18 protein-coding genes and 1 other RNA gene are annotated in these 15772 nt (G+C 33.3%); 5 read left to right on the forward strand and 14 right to left on the reverse strand.

Annotated features, from left to right (window positions below; translation table 11 throughout):
• Window positions 1-30 precede the first annotated feature (30 nt).
• Window positions 31-371: RNase P RNA component class A (gene rnpB, locus DMB71_RS03050), an RNA gene on the reverse strand.
• A 125-nt stretch (window positions 372-496) separates the two neighbouring features.
• Between rnpB and DMB71_RS03055 the strand changes: the two genes are divergently transcribed.
• Window positions 497-790 carry an SH3 domain-containing protein gene (locus DMB71_RS03055; protein ID WP_111363579.1) on the forward strand — a complete coding sequence of 98 codons (294 nt, stop codon included), beginning with the start codon at window positions 497-499 and terminating at the stop codon, window positions 788-790.
• 102 nt (window positions 791-892) lie between these two features.
• Here the strand turns inward: DMB71_RS03055 and DMB71_RS03060 are convergent, their stop codons facing one another.
• The 6 genes from DMB71_RS03060 to DMB71_RS03080 all read right to left on the reverse strand — a co-directional run bounded on the left by DMB71_RS03060 (window position 893) and on the right by DMB71_RS03080 (window position 3895).
• On the reverse strand, window positions 893-1264 hold the full coding sequence (locus tag DMB71_RS03060) for a LysM peptidoglycan-binding domain-containing protein (protein ID WP_111363581.1): 372 nt from the start codon (window positions 1262-1264) through the stop codon (window positions 893-895).
• Window positions 1265-1272: 8 nt separating this feature from the next.
• Window positions 1273-1749 (reverse strand): BON domain-containing protein, encoded by a 477-nt coding sequence (locus DMB71_RS03065; RefSeq protein ID WP_111363583.1) that lies wholly within the window; start codon window positions 1747-1749, stop codon window positions 1273-1275.
• A 113-nt stretch (window positions 1750-1862) separates the two neighbouring features.
• Window positions 1863-1997 carry a hypothetical protein gene (locus tag DMB71_RS22215; RefSeq protein ID WP_262510400.1) on the reverse strand — a complete coding sequence of 45 codons (135 nt, stop codon included), beginning with the start codon at window positions 1995-1997 and terminating at the stop codon, window positions 1863-1865.
• Window positions 1998-2016: 19 nt separating this feature from the next.
• Window positions 2017-2655, reverse strand: coding sequence for an 8-oxoguanine DNA glycosylase OGG fold protein (locus tag DMB71_RS03070; protein WP_111363585.1), 639 nt, complete (start codon window positions 2653-2655; stop codon window positions 2017-2019).
• Between the two features lie 29 nt (window positions 2656-2684).
• A complete protein-coding gene (locus tag DMB71_RS03075; RefSeq protein ID WP_111363587.1) occupies window positions 2685-3080 on the reverse strand; it encodes an NIPSNAP family protein in 396 nt (131 codons plus the stop codon).
• Between the two features lie 14 nt (window positions 3081-3094).
• Window positions 3095-3895: a peptidase gene (locus DMB71_RS03080; protein ID WP_111363589.1), complete on the reverse strand. Its 801-nt coding sequence runs from the start codon at window positions 3893-3895 to the stop codon at window positions 3095-3097.
• A 110-nt stretch (window positions 3896-4005) separates the two neighbouring features.
• Between DMB71_RS03080 and DMB71_RS03085 the strand changes: the two genes are divergently transcribed.
• The 3 genes from DMB71_RS03085 (at window position 4006) to DMB71_RS03095 (ending at window position 6489) form a co-directional block, all read left to right on the forward strand.
• A complete protein-coding gene (locus DMB71_RS03085; protein ID WP_162614773.1) occupies window positions 4006-4668 on the forward strand; it encodes a hypothetical protein in 663 nt (220 codons plus the stop codon).
• Window positions 4669-4729: 61 nt separating this feature from the next.
• Window positions 4730-5815 carry a DNA polymerase III subunit gamma/tau gene (dnaX, locus tag DMB71_RS03090; protein WP_066034110.1) on the forward strand — a complete coding sequence of 362 codons (1086 nt, stop codon included), beginning with the start codon at window positions 4730-4732 and terminating at the stop codon, window positions 5813-5815.
• Window positions 5816-6072: 257 nt separating this feature from the next.
• On the forward strand, window positions 6073-6489 hold the full coding sequence (locus DMB71_RS03095; RefSeq protein WP_111363593.1) for a DNA polymerase III subunit gamma/tau: 417 nt from the start codon (window positions 6073-6075) through the stop codon (window positions 6487-6489).
• Between the two features lie 106 nt (window positions 6490-6595).
• On the opposite strand, the gene DMB71_RS03100 is transcribed toward DMB71_RS03095, so the two are convergent.
• From DMB71_RS03100 to DMB71_RS03130, 7 genes are all read right to left on the reverse strand, one after another.
• Complete coding sequence (locus tag DMB71_RS03100) at window positions 6596-7174, reverse strand: NAD(P)H-dependent oxidoreductase (RefSeq protein WP_111363595.1); 579 nt, start codon at window positions 7172-7174, stop codon at window positions 6596-6598.
• Between the two features lie 4 nt (window positions 7175-7178).
• On the reverse strand, window positions 7179-8207 hold the full coding sequence (locus DMB71_RS03105; RefSeq protein WP_111363597.1) for a saccharopine dehydrogenase NADP-binding domain-containing protein: 1029 nt from the start codon (window positions 8205-8207) through the stop codon (window positions 7179-7181).
• Window positions 8208-8268: 61 nt separating this feature from the next.
• A complete protein-coding gene (locus DMB71_RS03110; protein WP_111363599.1) occupies window positions 8269-8829 on the reverse strand; it encodes a Crp/Fnr family transcriptional regulator in 561 nt (186 codons plus the stop codon).
• Between the two features lie 11 nt (window positions 8830-8840).
• Entirely contained in the window at window positions 8841-9422 is a 582-nt protein-coding gene (locus DMB71_RS03115) for a TMEM175 family protein (protein WP_111363601.1), read from the reverse strand.
• 15 nt (window positions 9423-9437) lie between these two features.
• Entirely contained in the window at window positions 9438-10328 is an 891-nt protein-coding gene (locus DMB71_RS03120; protein WP_111363603.1) for a Ppx/GppA phosphatase family protein, read from the reverse strand.
• Between the two features lie 35 nt (window positions 10329-10363).
• Window positions 10364-12442, reverse strand: coding sequence for a polyphosphate kinase 1 (gene ppk1 / locus DMB71_RS03125; RefSeq protein ID WP_162614774.1), 2079 nt, complete (start codon window positions 12440-12442; stop codon window positions 10364-10366).
• Between the two features lie 5 nt (window positions 12443-12447).
• Complete coding sequence (locus DMB71_RS03130; protein WP_111363607.1) at window positions 12448-12933, reverse strand: SixA phosphatase family protein; 486 nt, start codon at window positions 12931-12933, stop codon at window positions 12448-12450.
• Between the two features lie 823 nt (window positions 12934-13756).
• Between DMB71_RS03130 and DMB71_RS03135 the strand changes: the two genes are divergently transcribed.
• On the forward strand, window positions 13757-15772 hold a 2016-nt coding region (locus DMB71_RS03135), incomplete at its 3' end, for an HYR-like domain-containing protein (protein WP_317048393.1).

The raw sequence follows: 15772 nt of genomic DNA on the forward strand, positions 1-15772 counted from the left end.
GAGGATAAGTTAGATAGTTCACAAATATATAAAAAATGCAGACCTGTAAGCCGGATTCTGTTCTTGTCTCATTTTGCAAGGAGACAATACCTTATCATTTATCTAGATCCCGAATTGCTTCGGGACTCAATCTACCTACCCTTCGGCAACGAACGAGAAGCCCTTAAATGCCGATATACTTGGTATTTCACCGCATAGAGTTTACCTGGTTTCACTACAGCATTACCTGTACATACTTTCTGCTGCACTTGTCCTAATCCCTTTCGGAACCGACGGGCGTTACCCGCTATGCTTCTCTATGGTGTCCGGACTTTCCTCCCTCCCGATCCCGATAGCTATCGGGACGGGACGACGATAAGGCGGTCTGCACTGCAAAAGTAACGATTTAAGAACTAACAATAATGATTTTAAATTTCCTATTTTATGAGTTTCATCATAACTTTTTAATTTTAAAATAGTTATCTTTAGAAATCTATAATTTTAAATACAGTTTATCATGAAAAGAATGTATCATTACGCAACTGTTTCAAAGGCTTTAGATCAATTGAATGAGAAAGGATTTACGTGCGATTTTAATCGAAATGCTGATGCGATTAAGAAGAATCCTGAGAAATTTGAAATTGTTCATGTGTATCGATACGAGGGTGAGTCAGACCCAGCGGATGAGGCAGTTGTATACGGAATTAAGTCGACTACGGGCAAAAAAGGAGTTTATGTTGCTGGTTTCTCAGCCGATTCAGATCAGGAAACAGCACAGTTTTTATTTGATTTAAGCATTAGGGGAAGGTAATTTTTAAAATCCAATCCAGAGCTTGAAAATAAAAAAATCCAAATTCCAATTGTATTAATGCAAAATTGGAATTTGGATTTTTTTTATTGGAATTTGTCAATTTTAGGGTGTCGGTATTTTCAATTTCCAGCCTGGCTGAATTAAATCAGGATTCGAAATAATATCTTTATTCGCTTCAAAAATATCCTGCCAAGAAACTCCATACGCTTTTCCAATCTTCGAAAGAGAATCTCCCACTTCAACTGTATATTCTCTAGAAACGCCTTCTTCTACTTGTATGTTCATAACTACATCTGCCGATCTATATTCTGGATCCAATTTTTCATAAGCATTCCAAAGTTTATCTTTATCTGCTGCCGATTTTGCTGTTCCGTCAATGTATAACACATTATCTTGTTCTCTTACCTGCAAATTTTCGATTCCTAATTCAGATGCTAAATTGGTCACTTCTCTGTATTTATCTTGTAAACTCATAACATCTTTTATTTAATGATTAATTTATTGTCAACTTTCTTAGGATGTAATTCGTGAATGCTTTGCATTAAAGGCTGTAACTTGTCTCTTTTAATTTCACCCGAAAGCGTCACAACGCCACCTACAACTGTAGCACTTACGCCATCGTAAGCATCTACAACCTTACTAACCGATTTATCAAAATCTGTATCAGAATTAATAACAACCGTAGCGGCAGCTGGTTCTTGATTGGCTCTTGCCAATTCGCAAGTATTTACCACAGATTTAACACCTTTGGTTGCCCTTACACTTTTTTCAATATTTTTTTTGAAAATTTCGTCATCACAAACACCTGTAATTGTAGCCACGCCTTCATGAACTGCAACTTGGATATCTGGATCATTTAATTTTTCACTGATTGCTTTTTCAATATCAGCATCGCTCGGTTTGCACGACACCAAAGCAATACTAAGGCTCATTCCTAATAAAATGGATCTCATTTTCATAATACTCTCTTTTTAATAGTTTACATTTTTAAAATTAAAAAGATTAAGTATCAAAAGATTATATGATGTTGTGGTGAGTTTTATAAGTTTTTCAGTAGGAACTTAATTTGCATCTATTTTCTAGCATTCCTGGACAGCTTCAAGTTTTCAAGATGCTTTTTAGAACTAAAGCTTTCCGCTCTTCCACTCTCAAGACCATCTTGGATTGCTTTCTTTAAAATAGCTAATTCGCTTTCTTTTGCTTTCATAATTAAGATTAAGTTTATATCACTTAAGATTAAAAAGAAACATTTCCAATGATTCTGCTTCAAAATCTAATTCATTAGCATATCTATGCATCAAAGAATTATAAATTTTATAATGAGAGAATTTAGATGAAGGGTTTATTTCCACAATTTCAAAAATCTCAGGCAAAGTTGTCAATTTTATAAGTGATCTTGCTACTCTAATATCATAAATCAGTGCATATTCGCTATAATCACAAGCTCTTGTTGCAAAATATAAAATCTTTGAAATATAACTTATATTAAGACCTTTAATTGATTTTAAAATTTTATATGCCAATTCTAAATCATTATCTCTCACAGCATCAAATGATTTCCTAATTTTATTTTGATTATCTTTTTCAGTAATATAATTATTTGTTCGAAATGTTCCATACCCAGTATCTGCGAATCCCCAAATCATTGTGAGAAGGAAAGGTTTTTCCCATCTAATTTTATTAGAATAATATTCTCTAAATGCATAAATGACATCATGCCTTGAAATATCTAAATTTTCAAACTCATTTACATGACTTACAAAATCAGGATTTAACTTGCTCCATTTGTTAATATTATACTTAAACTTAGAATCCATTAATGGCTTCAGCTTTTTAATTTCTTCTCTATAAATTGAAATATCCATATTATTACTATTTTAACTTTAAAACCATCCTAATTAGGCGAATAATCAAGTTTATTCAAAACTCGATCTTCGATATTCCCCACAACATCGCCATATTTTTCGGTATATCGTTTTTTAATATCAATCCATTCCTGATCTTTTCTAAAATCTTCCCAAGCTTTTTTCATTTTTGCTTCATCCGGCCATTCCAGAAAATAGACAAACTCGGTTTTCTTATCTGATTTTGATTCGTAAATAGAAATAATCTTAAAATTGTATTTCTTCATAATACGCATGGCATTGTCGCGAAAACGCTCATGAAATTCTTTTTTATTGCTTTCGAAAATCTCATAGATTCGCAATTGATAAATTGGACTCGTTTGAGTTTTTTGCGCTTTTACAGCAAACGCTGCAAGCAAAATTATTAGTAGAAAATACTTCCTCATATTATGCAAGTTTATCAGCTTCCTATTTTACCATAACGCTGCTGTTCAGAAAAATAAATAATAATCGTTTTTCCATTTTTTTTATATGGGTAAAACAATTCATAATTTCCTTTTCTCGAACTATAGCATAATTCATCATTGTTTTTATCAAAAACCTCATTCAAATAAGCTCTTTCTTCTTTAGTTGTCTTATAAATATAATTTACTTTCTTAGGCTGTATACTATCATTTGCTTCCAAAATTTCATCATAATAAGCATTAAAACCTAGAAAAACAGGCGAATCCTTAATCGAATCTTTCACTATTAAGGTAACACTTGGAAAGTTATTGTCTGTTTCAGACAAAACTCTTAAAATACCAGTGGTTTCCTTGATATACGCTTTAGAAAAAGTATAATTTAGAAGTTTATCACTATTTGACTTATTTGATTCTATGATTGATTTTGCAGAATCAATTAGCATTTTTTCCTTTTTGGCAGAAGTCAGATAATCACCGCCAAAAAGTATACTTAGAATTAATGGAAAAATTAAAAGCAGAACAGCAAACTTGCGTCGGTTTGATTTGGTGTTGACTTCATCTTCATTTTTTCTTTCGGCAATTCTTGTCAAATTAAACATGAGATTCACTATTAGAGATCCAGCCATAAGAGCAAGGATTCCAAGTATGCTTAAATAAAAGCTTTCGGTCATGTTTTCTCTAAAAACCTTTAGTCCGAAAACCTCAATTACAATAAATGTAAAAACCCAATACACCAATAAAAGTATAGAAGCAATACCAATAATATTACTTAATCTGACAATTTGTTTTGCGTTCATGAATTATAAAAAAAATTATGTTTTTTAAATAAAGTTATTTTAGTTTCGGATTAAAAATAGTGCATTTTTTATTACAAAAATTTATTATTATTGTATTTAAAATCTAACTTATGAAGTTTAGCCCTCTTCTCTTTTTTATATTTATTTACTTCCCTAATTATTCTTTTTCTTGTGAATGCATGCCTATTGACAAAGAAAATATGATCGAAAAAGGGTTAAATCAATCTGAAATTGTATTCTACGGAGAAGTCATAAAAGTGGATTCAATAAAAAGAACTTTTACTTTTAGAATTATAGAATTATTCAAAGGAAAATACAATTCTCAATATATTAAAGGGAAAGAATTTACTAGTTGTTCTATTTTACCAATCCAAAAACAACTTTGGATTATTTATGCCGATTTTAAAAAAGATAAAACTATTATTGACATAAGCGGTTGTTCACCAAGTATGGGATTCAAGCCATATCAAAATTACTTCCTCCCTCCACCACCTCCAAAAGATCATCTATTAATTTCAAAAGATGAAAAAGTAAATTTATTATCAAATTACGTCTGGGAACTAAAATACGAAAATCAAAATATACAAGATTGGATTTATCATCTAGAAAAACTTAGAGCATATAAAACTTTTGAAAATCAAAATTTAGAAAAAGAACAGCAATCAAAAATAGAATGCTATAGTCAATATATTATCATTGCTTTGATTGTCAACATCGTATTATTTCTTATTTTACTCTTTGTTATTTTGAGGAAAAAGAATTTCTCTAAATAACTAAAATCGGTTTTAAACAACGAAACAAAAGTCATATATTTGCTATCCAATAAAAGAGAATATGGAACAATTTGTAGTATCGGCAAGAAAATATCGCCCGCAGACCTTTAAGGATGTTGTGGGGCAAAAAGCCATTACCAACACTTTGTTGAATGCTATTGAAACCAATCACTTAGCGTCTGCTCTTTTATTTACAGGACCGCGTGGGGTTGGTAAAACTACCTGCGCCCGTATCTTGGCTCGAAAAATAAATCAGCCTGGATATGATGATCCTACCGAAGATTTTGCATTTAACGTTTTTGAGCTAGATGCTGCTTCAAACAACTCTGTTGATGATATTCGTAACCTTATCGATCAGGTTCGAATCCCGCCACAAACTGGACAATACAAAGTATATATCATTGACGAGGTCCATATGTTGTCTTCGGCTGCTTTTAATGCTTTCCTTAAAACATTAGAAGAACCGCCAAAACATGCTATTTTCATTTTAGCAACAACAGAAAAACACAAAATTCTTCCAACGATTTTATCTCGTTGCCAAATTTTTGATTTCAAAAGAATTACAGTAAAAGATGCTAAAGAACATTTAGCAGATGTAGCTGAAAGTCAGGGAATCGTTTTTGAAGATGATGCATTGCACATTATTGCTCAAAAAGCAGATGGAGCCATGCGTGATGCTTTATCTATTTTTGACCGTGTAGTTTCGTATTGCGGAACAAATTTGACGCGTCAAGCTGTAACCGAGAACCTAAACGTTCTAGATTACGAAACTTACATTTCGATTACCGATTTACTTTTGGAAAATGAGATTCCGAAACTTTTATTGGCATACAATGATATCTTAGCTAAAGGTTTTGATGGACATCATTTTATTGCTGGTTTAGCTTCTCATTTCAGAGATTTATTAGTGAGCAAAACACCTTCTACTATTGCTTTATTAGAAGTTGGTGAACAAGCGCAGCAAATGTATGCAGTTCAATCTCAAAAATGTTCTCAAGAGTTTTTACTTAAAGGAATTGACATTGCAAACGACTGCGATTTAAAATACAAATTAAGCCAGAATCAGCGACTTTTAGTTGAATTATGCTTGATGCAATTGGCCTCTATCAACTTTGATGGAGAAAAAAAAAAGTTGAGCAATTCATAATTCCGCCCGTTTACTTTAAAAATGGAGGTTATTCTATTGTTGAAGTTCAAAGTCCGAGTAAGGAAAATCCAAATACAAAATCCCAAATTCCAAATTCGGAAGAAAAAAATAATGCCGCATCTGTAAATACCCAAAATACAGTTCAAGCTCCTACCGAAACTCCCAAAGTTCAAACTCCAGAAGCTCCAAAAACAGAAGCTAATAGCGGACCTAAAGTTTCTGCTTTTTCTCTTGCTAGTATCCGCAAGAAAAAAGAAATGGAAGCAAATAGCAAATCGTACGTTAAGCCTACTACTGTTTTTCTAACTGAAGAATTTAACGAAACCGATATGCGTCTGCATTGGAACAAATACGCGGAACGTTTAGGCCAAAAAGGACTTAAGATCATGGAATCAATTCTATTGATTAGTGATCCTACTCTGGATGGTACAACAATTTATTATGAGTTGCCAAATGAAGGTTCAAAACTAGATTTTGAAAACCAAATAAATGGATTATTAGGGTATTTAAAAGGACATTTACACAATCATGACATTACGATTGAAGTAATTGTAAACGAAGAAATTAAAACAGTAAGAGCCCTTAACGATCAAGATCGATACAATCGCTTCTTAGAAATCAATCCAAACATTGAACTTTTGCGTTCTACATTTGGATTGGATCTTCCTTCTTAATATTTTTTCATCGCGAATTACGATATTTTTTTCTTATTCTTTTCTTTATGAATACTTTGCAAATTCATAAAATTGCTTCTTTATTCGCTTATTTCTTAGATTGTCGCTATTTATTTTGCAATCCGTAATTATAGATTTTTTCGAGCCATTTTTTTCTTTGTTTTTCGTTAGAGGTTTTTATAATTCCAACATAACTTACTTTGACCGGTTTTACCCCACAGAATTCCAAAGTAGATTTTTTTAATTGATTAACGCTTGGTCTGCCGAACATTAATCTATAATACCAGCCTGGCTGATCTAACGTTGTAATGATGTGAGCTGTTTTACCTTTAAGCAATTTGTCCCACCAAACAGAGTTTTCTCGGTATCGAAAAGCCATTCCAGGTAAAAATAATCGGTCCAAAAAACCTTTCATTATCGCTGGGAGCCCACCCCACCAAACAGGATGAATCCAAACCAAGTGATCGGCTCTTTTTATTTTCTCCCAAGATTCTAGCAAATCTGGTTCTAACTCAGTACGTTTTTGATACCCAAACTGCAAATTTGGATTGAATTTTAAATTGGCAATTGTAATCGTTTCTACTTCAGCACCCGAAAAAATGGCTCCATTTTCATAAGCTTCTGCGATTCCGAAATTGAAACTTTCCGCATTGGGATGTCCGTTTATAATCAGTATTTTTTTCATAATGCTAATTGTCAATTTTAAGATTGAATGTACTGTAACTATTTAATGCTTCATAAACTTCTTTCGAGGAATGTATCTGATGACTAAAATAAACTCCGCCAGACAAAGACTCATGCAGCATTTTCTCAATATGCAAAACAGTAGAAAATGCAGTTAACTCGGCTTGACCTTTTAAACTTTGCAAACTAATTCGTCTGGTTGTATTTTGAGTTTTAATTATCACTTCAAAAACAGTCTGATCACCGTTTCCACTAGAACCAAACAACAATTGTCTTTCTCTCAAAAGCATGATATTGAAAATTTTAAGCGATTGAAAATATCCCATTAAGCGGGTTATAAACTTAGAATTGTACGTCATCTTAACACACACTGTTGGAATTTTTTCTATCTGGTTTAAAATAAACAAATCCGGAACATCTAGATTATAAACCTGACGATCTCCTATTCCGAATGAAAAATTAAACCTCTCAGAATCTAGAAAATGTTTGACTCTTAACGGTTTGTCATTTTTATAAGTTAGAAATGGTTTGCATACATTTTCAGCTAAAAAATTGGCCGAACTTTTACCTGCCAAGTCTTTAACAGAATAGTATATATAAATACCCGTTTCCTGAATTTTAGTTTTGTCAGATTCCGTAAAATCAATCAAGCTAGGCACAATTCCCCCCATCCATCCAGAACTGAAAACAATTCGGCTTTGCACATTTAGCATTGTTCTGGCTAAATCATAAGCAATGGTTAACTCTGGAGTTGGTTTTGTAATATCTATATAATCGACTTTGTTTTTTATTGCAAACTGTAAAACTTCATTATTGCCGTCTTTTGTACATAATACAATCAGGTCAATTTTGTTATCTGTAATAGCATCAAAAGTTTTTGAATTGGTTACATCAATAACAAGATTGTTAGCATTTTTTCCCGATTGGCGGCTGCCGATAAAAAGGTTAAAATCGGGATTTCTTGCTTCTAGAATACGCAATATAACTTTTCCAACCAATCCGGTTCCTCCGATTACTAAAATATTTTTTCTCATTATATATATTGTTTTCAGCAAAAATAATGAGGCAATATCTTAAGACAACTAGACAAATGTCCTATAAAATAGCTTTACGGATTCGGCTTAAATGCCTTGGGGTAACGCCTAAGTAAGAGGCTAAATACTGAAGCGGAATTAACTGCAAATATTTCTGATGGTTTTTATAAAGTTCTTCATAGCGCTCTGTTCCCGATAATTTCTGAAATGAAATCATGCGTTTTTGAAGCGTTACATATTCCATTTCGGTCAATTTACGTCCAATTTCTTGCCAATGTGCGCCTAATTCATAAAGCTTGAATAATCCTTCACGGCTTAAAACTTCTAGCTCTGTATCTGCCAGAGCCTGAATATTTTCTTCGGCAACGTTCTGCGTTATAAAACTTGAAAATGAAGCCATAAATTCATTTTCAAAAGCAAAACAATTGGTGATTTCATCTCCTTGATGGTTGAAAAAAAAAGAACGCAAAATGCCTTTTTTAATAAAGTAGATTTCTTTACTAATCTGATTTTCTTTTAATAATAACTCTCCTTTTTTGAGTTTGTGTGTGATAATTAAATCATCTAACTGATCTAATTCACTTTGCGGTATAAGCTGAATGGATTGAAATACGGATTTCATTTTAGGCGAAATTAATCTCTTGAGTCAAAAACGCGCTCAATTCTTTTATCAGGAATAAGCCATAACATTGCAACTGTAAAATAAGCTGCACCAGAAATCCACTGGTTGTAAAATGCAGTAACAATTCCTATTACATATAAAACTAAAGATATTTTACCTTTAAAATCTTTTTTAAGTGCGTTTCTCAAAGCAGAATTCTTTCCTTCGCTGCACATAATAGTGTATTGCAAAATAATATACGAGATCGCAGAAAGAAGCAATACAACTCCGTACATTGTCATAGCTGCTTTTTCAAAATTATGTTCTCCCATCCAAGCGGTGGAAACAGGAATTAAAGACAGCCAAAACAAAAAGTGCAGATTGCTCCATAATACTTTTCCGTTTACTCTTGATAAACTATGAAGTAAATAGTGATGGTTGTTCCAGTATATTCCAACGTATATAAAACTTAAAATATAGCTCAAAAACTTCGGAATAAGCGGTTTTAGATCTGTAAATTGATGCCCTTCTGGCGCTTTAATTTCCAGAATCATAATCGTTATAATGATTGCCAAAACGCCATCACTAAAAGCTTCTAATCTGCCTTTGTTCATTTAAAAAATATAATATTAAATTTTACCGTAATACATTGCTTTTACGATACCATCAGAAAGTCCAATTTTAGGAACATAAATCTGGCGCGCGCCACTCCATTTCATCGCATTTAGATAAATACGAGTCGCATGGATAATTACGTCGGCACGGTCGGAGTTTAGACCCAATTCGGCAATTCTCTGTTCATATGTCAATGAATTTAAAAATGCATATTGCGAGTTAACATAAATGTACGAAAGCGGTTTTTCCTGCTGCTTACCAGACATTTTAAACAGCTTATTAATGTTCCCTCCAGAACCAATCAGCGTTACCTCATCATAATCTGCCGTGTTGGTTTTAATCCATTTTTCGATTTCATCCCAAACTGAATCATGAACCATGTTGTTCAATAAACGAACGGTTCCTGCTTTGAAAGATCTTGAAGTAATCATTTTTCCGTCAGAGAATAACGTAAACTCGGTACTTCCACCTCCAACATCCACAAAAAGATAGGTTTCGTCAGATTTAATTAAATGATGCAAATCTGTAGAAGCAATAATTGCTGCTTCTTTTTTACCATCGATAATTTCTATTTTAATGTCAGCTTTTTTCTTAATTAAAGCCACAACTTCTTTTGCATTATAGGCTTCGCGCATTGCAGAAGTTGCAAATGCCATATAACGCTCTACTTTATGTACTTTCATCAAAAGGTTGAATGCTTTCATAGCATCTACCATTCGATCTATATTTTCTGGTGAAATTTCTCCAACCGTGAAGGCGTCTTGTCCTAAACGAATTGGCACACGAACAAGGGAACTTTTGTTAAACTGCGGTTCTTTGCCTTCTTGTTCTACAACGTTAGCGATCAAAAGCCTCATGGCATTTGAACCGATATCTATCGCTGCAAACTTCCTAATATTAATCATGCTCACTTTATGATTTTGAAAATTGGTATTTATTATTAATTTACTTTTTGAGGAACCTCTTCAAGTATGGCTACTTTGTTCTGATAATATTTATAGGTTTCAAATTGTGCTCTAAATGGGGCATGATGATTTTTGGGCTTATATTTATTATCTAATTTATAAGAGTGATATCTCACTTTTACGTTTCCTTTCCACGCAATATTGAAATTATCAATCAGTTCTTTTTTGATTTCAAGATCATAAATCGGACAGGTTACTTCGACTCTTCCGTCTAGATTTCTAGTCATGAAATCGGCAGACGAAATGTAAACTTCGGTCAGACCAGCATTTCCGAAAATATAAACTCTTGAATGTTCCAAGTAATTATCCACGATACTTATAGCTTCGATGTTTTCGCTCATTCCTGGAATTCCCGGAATTAGAGAACAAATTCCCCTTACCTGAAGCTGAATTTTTACTCCTGCATTACTTGCTTCATATAATTTATCGATCATTTTAAAATCAGATAAACTATTCATTTTCAGCTTTATGTGCGTTTTTCTTCCAGCAAGCGCATGAAGAATTTCACGATCAATTAGTTTGATGAATTTAGTTCTTGTATAGTGAGGCGATACAATTAAATGTTTGTATCTGTGCACTCTATAATTGATATCAAAAAACTCAAATATTTTGGATGTGTCTTTTAAAATTCCTTGGTGGCAAGTAAAAAGCGTTACATCGGTATAAATTTTTGCTGTCGATTCGTTGAAGTTTCCAGTCGAAATGAATCCGTAACGACGGTTTTTACCTTCTTCCAATCTTTCGATCACACAAATTTTACTATGCACTTTAAGTCCTTTAATACCAAAAATAAGCTCGATTCCTTCTGTCTGCATTTGTTCTGCATACGAAATATTTGAAGCTTCATCAAAACGTGCTTGAAGTTCAATTTGAACTACTACTCTTTTACCGTTTTTAGCTGCGTTTATCAGTGAACTGATGATTTGCGAGTTTTTAGCTAAACGATATAAGGTAATTTTAATGCTTGTTACTTTTGGATCTAAAGCGGCTTCACGCAAAAACTTCGTTAAATATGAAAATGACTGATAAGGTGCGTGCACTAGATAATCTTTTTTAGAGATTTTTTCTAGAATACTTCCTTCCAAACTCAAACCTGGAACTGGCAGCGGTTCGTTTGGCTTATACAATAAATCGTATCTGCCAAGGTTTGGAAAACTCATATAATCGCGACGGTTATGATATCTTCCTCCAGGGATTATACTATCTGTTTCTACAATTTTCATTTTATCTAAGAAAAATTGCAGGGTATCTTCTTCAATTAAATTATCGTAAATAAAACGAACAGGTTCTCCGATTCGGCGATCTTTTACAGACGAAGCGATTTTCTCAAGCATACTTTTACTCAAATCACTATCTATATCCAATTGCGCATCACGAGTAATTTTGATCATGTGAGCAGAAACGCTCTTGTAATCAAATATATTAAAGATGTTTTTCAGTTTGAAACGAATAACATCGTCAATTAAAATAACATATTGTTTTTCGTCTTCAGAAGGAAGCACAACAAATCTGTTGATGTTTTTTGGAATTTCAATTAAAGCATAACGAACCTCATCATTGGCTAATTCTAAACGAACTGCCAAATATCCTAAAGTATCTTTTAGAATTGGAAAAACAGCTAAATCATTTAAAATGATGGTTACCAATTCCGGACTTAATTTTTGAGTATAAAAGTCTTTTAAGAAACACTCTTGTTTTGGTGTAATCTGAGTTTCGTTGATAATAAAAATATTTTCTGATTCTAGCTCAGCTTCAATATTTCCTAGAATACGTAAACTTTCAGATTGCTGTTGAATTACGATTTCGGTAATATCTTTAATTAATTGGTGGGCAGAAATACCTCCTAAATACTTTTCGCCAGAAATACCTGAGAGACTTAATCGTCGAATGGCCGCGTACCGAACTCTAAAAAATTCGTCTAAGTTGTTTGAAAAAATTCCAACAAAACGCAGTCTGTCTAAAAGTGGAACTGTATTGTCTGCTGCTTCTTGAAGTACTCTTGCATTAAACGCTAACCAGCTTTTTTCTCTATCGATATATTTCTGTTCGTACACTGTAATTATTTTAAATCTTTGGGGAAAATAGTTTTATGTGTTTTGCCTTTATAGATCGTGTCCCAACTATCGGCATCAAACTGTAACGAAACAAAGCCTGAAGTTGGTACATTTTCTATAAAAACATCCCCAAATTTATTAACAAAATTTGTAATAGCCTCGTTATGTCCAAAAAGAATAACGCTTTCAAGACTATTATCACACGATTTAATAACTTTTTCGAGTTGCTTCTCATCAAAAGTGTACAAATCATCTCTAAAAATGATGCTTTCTAATGGATAGGAAATGTTTTGCGCAAAAATTAAAGCAGTCTCTGTGGCTCTCGCGGCAGTGCTGCTCCAAATAATATACGTTTTTGGAAGATACTCTGAAATATTTAATGAAACATCATGCGCATCTAAAATTCCTCTTTTCATTAACGGACGATCGAAATCTTTTAATGGTGCTTCCCAACTAGATTTGGCATGACGAATTAATATAAGATTTTTCATAAGTAGCATATTTTAAAAACCTGAATTGCAGGTCATTTTTTAATTAAGTTCTAATTTACAAAAGAAATTTCAAACCTTTTCTTTTTTTTACTTCTGTTAACATTATATCTAAATTTTAACAAGAATAAATAATCCTCAAAATGTTAACACATAGAATATTCTAAAAAATCAAAAATTGCATTTTGTGTACTTCATCTATAAAATTAGTATTTGGTCGATATTATACAATATTTTAAAATTTCAACCAAACACCTGATTATTAATCATTTAAAACGTTTTTAAAAATCTCAATATCACGAATAAAGCAAAAAAATGTACGAAAAAATTCTACTTTTTTGGGTTAAAAAAAAGTGTTTTTGAGTCATTTTTTTATAAAAAAACAACACTTCAACGAGTTTTTAGGTTAGTTACAGATAAAAAAATCATATTAGAAAAACTCTAATATAACTTTGATTCTGTTAAAATATTAAATATATCACAAAACAGAGAAACAATTTATAAGAATAAAAAAGTGTCACTTGAACGGTCCTAAAAAGTGTCAAAATTGTAAGTTATTTTTTTGTTAGAAATGTACGATGTGATTAATAAACTATTTGTCCCATTTAAAATGAATAGAACAGTTTTTCCATCTTCTTGAGATTTTACTGAACATTAACCTAAAACTAAAGAAACAAAAAACGCTCATTTTTTCTACAAGCCAATTTTTTAAGTCAGCATTATAATTTTTTATTAAGAACAACCTCGGCAATTTATAATCAATTAAAACGGATTATAGCTCAAGAATCTCAAAATAAAATTTACTAAAGATTAAAAATTAGAGATTATGAAAAACATTACTTTAATTAATTTGAATATTAAATGCGTTTATATTACGTTGCTTTTAATATTTATTACAAGTGGCTATTCTCAAAATACATATGATGGCAATTACTGCCCTGGCCCAGGTGCAGTTGGTGATGAATATGCGACTGGAACGGTTTATAGCACAGTATTATTAGCTAACCCTTCTTCAACATGTAACATCGGAACGATTCACGCTAAAGTTGATACCCAAAGTCAAGTTTTAAGATTAGGTATGGACATTGGTAATGGTGGTTCGGCACTTTTTAGATTGTACTTAGATACCGATAATAATTCATCAACAGGATTAACTTCAGATTCATTTGGAGGAACCATTAGTGTGGCTGGTGCTGAGTATATCTTAGAAATTAATTCTAACGGAAATGGTTTTACTTTATATACCGGAAATGGTAGTGTCAAAACTCAAACTAATGTTATCCCTCCAGGTCTTGCTGCTCAGGCAGGTAATGCCAATTGTAATTCTGGCGCTACATTTTTAGAGTTTAATGTTCCTTTTGGAAGCTTAGGAATTAACATTTGTGATCCCAATAATCCTGGCGTAATTAACGTTACAAAATTAGCTTCCGTTAGTGGTAACTCACCTAATTCAAGTCTATGTACTAATACTCCACTTACTTTTGGAATTCCACTAAAAGGAACAGTTGGACCAAACTCAACTATATGTTCGGGAGCTAGTGCTGCTTTAACCATAACAGGTCTCAATGCCGGTTCTACTGTAATTAAATGGCAATCATCTGTTGCTCCATTTTCAACTTGGGTAGATATTTCTGGCACTTCAGGTTTAACAGCTTACAATACAGGTAATTTAACAGTAACCACAAAATTCAGAGCAATATTCTCTAATTCAGGTTTATGCTCTGGAAGTAATATTGCGACAAGTGAAGCAACTGTAACGGTAAATACTCCAACAGCTTGCTCTATTACTGGTACTGATGGTCCGGTATGTTTATCTTCTTCTAATGTTTATGCGGCTCCAGCTGGTATGACGACCTATTTATGGTCTTTACCTCCTGCAACTGCGAATGGTGCTACAATCACATCAGCTACAAATTTACAAAACGTAACTGTTAAAGCTGGTTCTACTTGTAATACAACGTTTAAATTATTATTAACTACTACTTTAAATGGATGCAGTTCTACTTGTGAAAAAATAGTAACTGTTAACGACACAACGGCTCCAACTTGGACAACTGCCCCAACAGCTTTGAATGTAACTTTGCAATGTAGCGATGCGGCTGGATTGACAGCAGCACAAAATCAGGCTCCTGTTGCCACAGACAATTGCGGAGGAACTGTAACCTATACAAAAGTGAGCGGAACTTTCGCTGCTGGAACCTGTGCCAATTCTGGAACTTACACCAACACATGGACTGCCAAAGACGCTTGCAATAATACTTCAACAGTTTTCACTCAGGTCATCACTATTCAGGACACAACTGCTCCAACTTGGACAACTGCTCCAACAGCCTTAAATGTGACTTTGCAATGCAGCGATGCAGCAGGATTAACAGCAGCACAAAATCAAGCTCCAGTGGCTACAGACAATTGCGGCGGAACTGTAACCTATACAAAAGTGAGCGGAACTTTCGTCGCTGGAACTTGTGCAAACGCTGGAACTTACACCAACACTTGGACAGCTAAAGACGTCTGCAATAATACTTCAACAGTTTTCACTCAGGTGATCACTATTCAAGACACGACTGCTCCAACTTGGACAACTGCTCCTACAGCTTTGAATGTTACTTTGCAATGCAGTGATGCAGCAGGATTGACAGCAGCACAAAATCAAACTCCTGTTGCCACAGACAATTGCGGAGGAACTGTAACCTATACAAAAGTGAGCGGAACTTTCGTCGCTGGAACTTGTGCAAATTCTGGAACTTACACCAACACGTGGACCGCAAAAGATGTCTGCAATAATACTTCAACAGTTTTCACTCAGGTAATCACTATTCAAGACACGACTGCTCCAACTTGG

It is taken from the genome of Flavobacterium tistrianum (assembly GCF_003254545.1).
GTDB classification, from domain to species: domain Bacteria; phylum Bacteroidota; class Bacteroidia; order Flavobacteriales; family Flavobacteriaceae; genus Flavobacterium; species Flavobacterium tistrianum.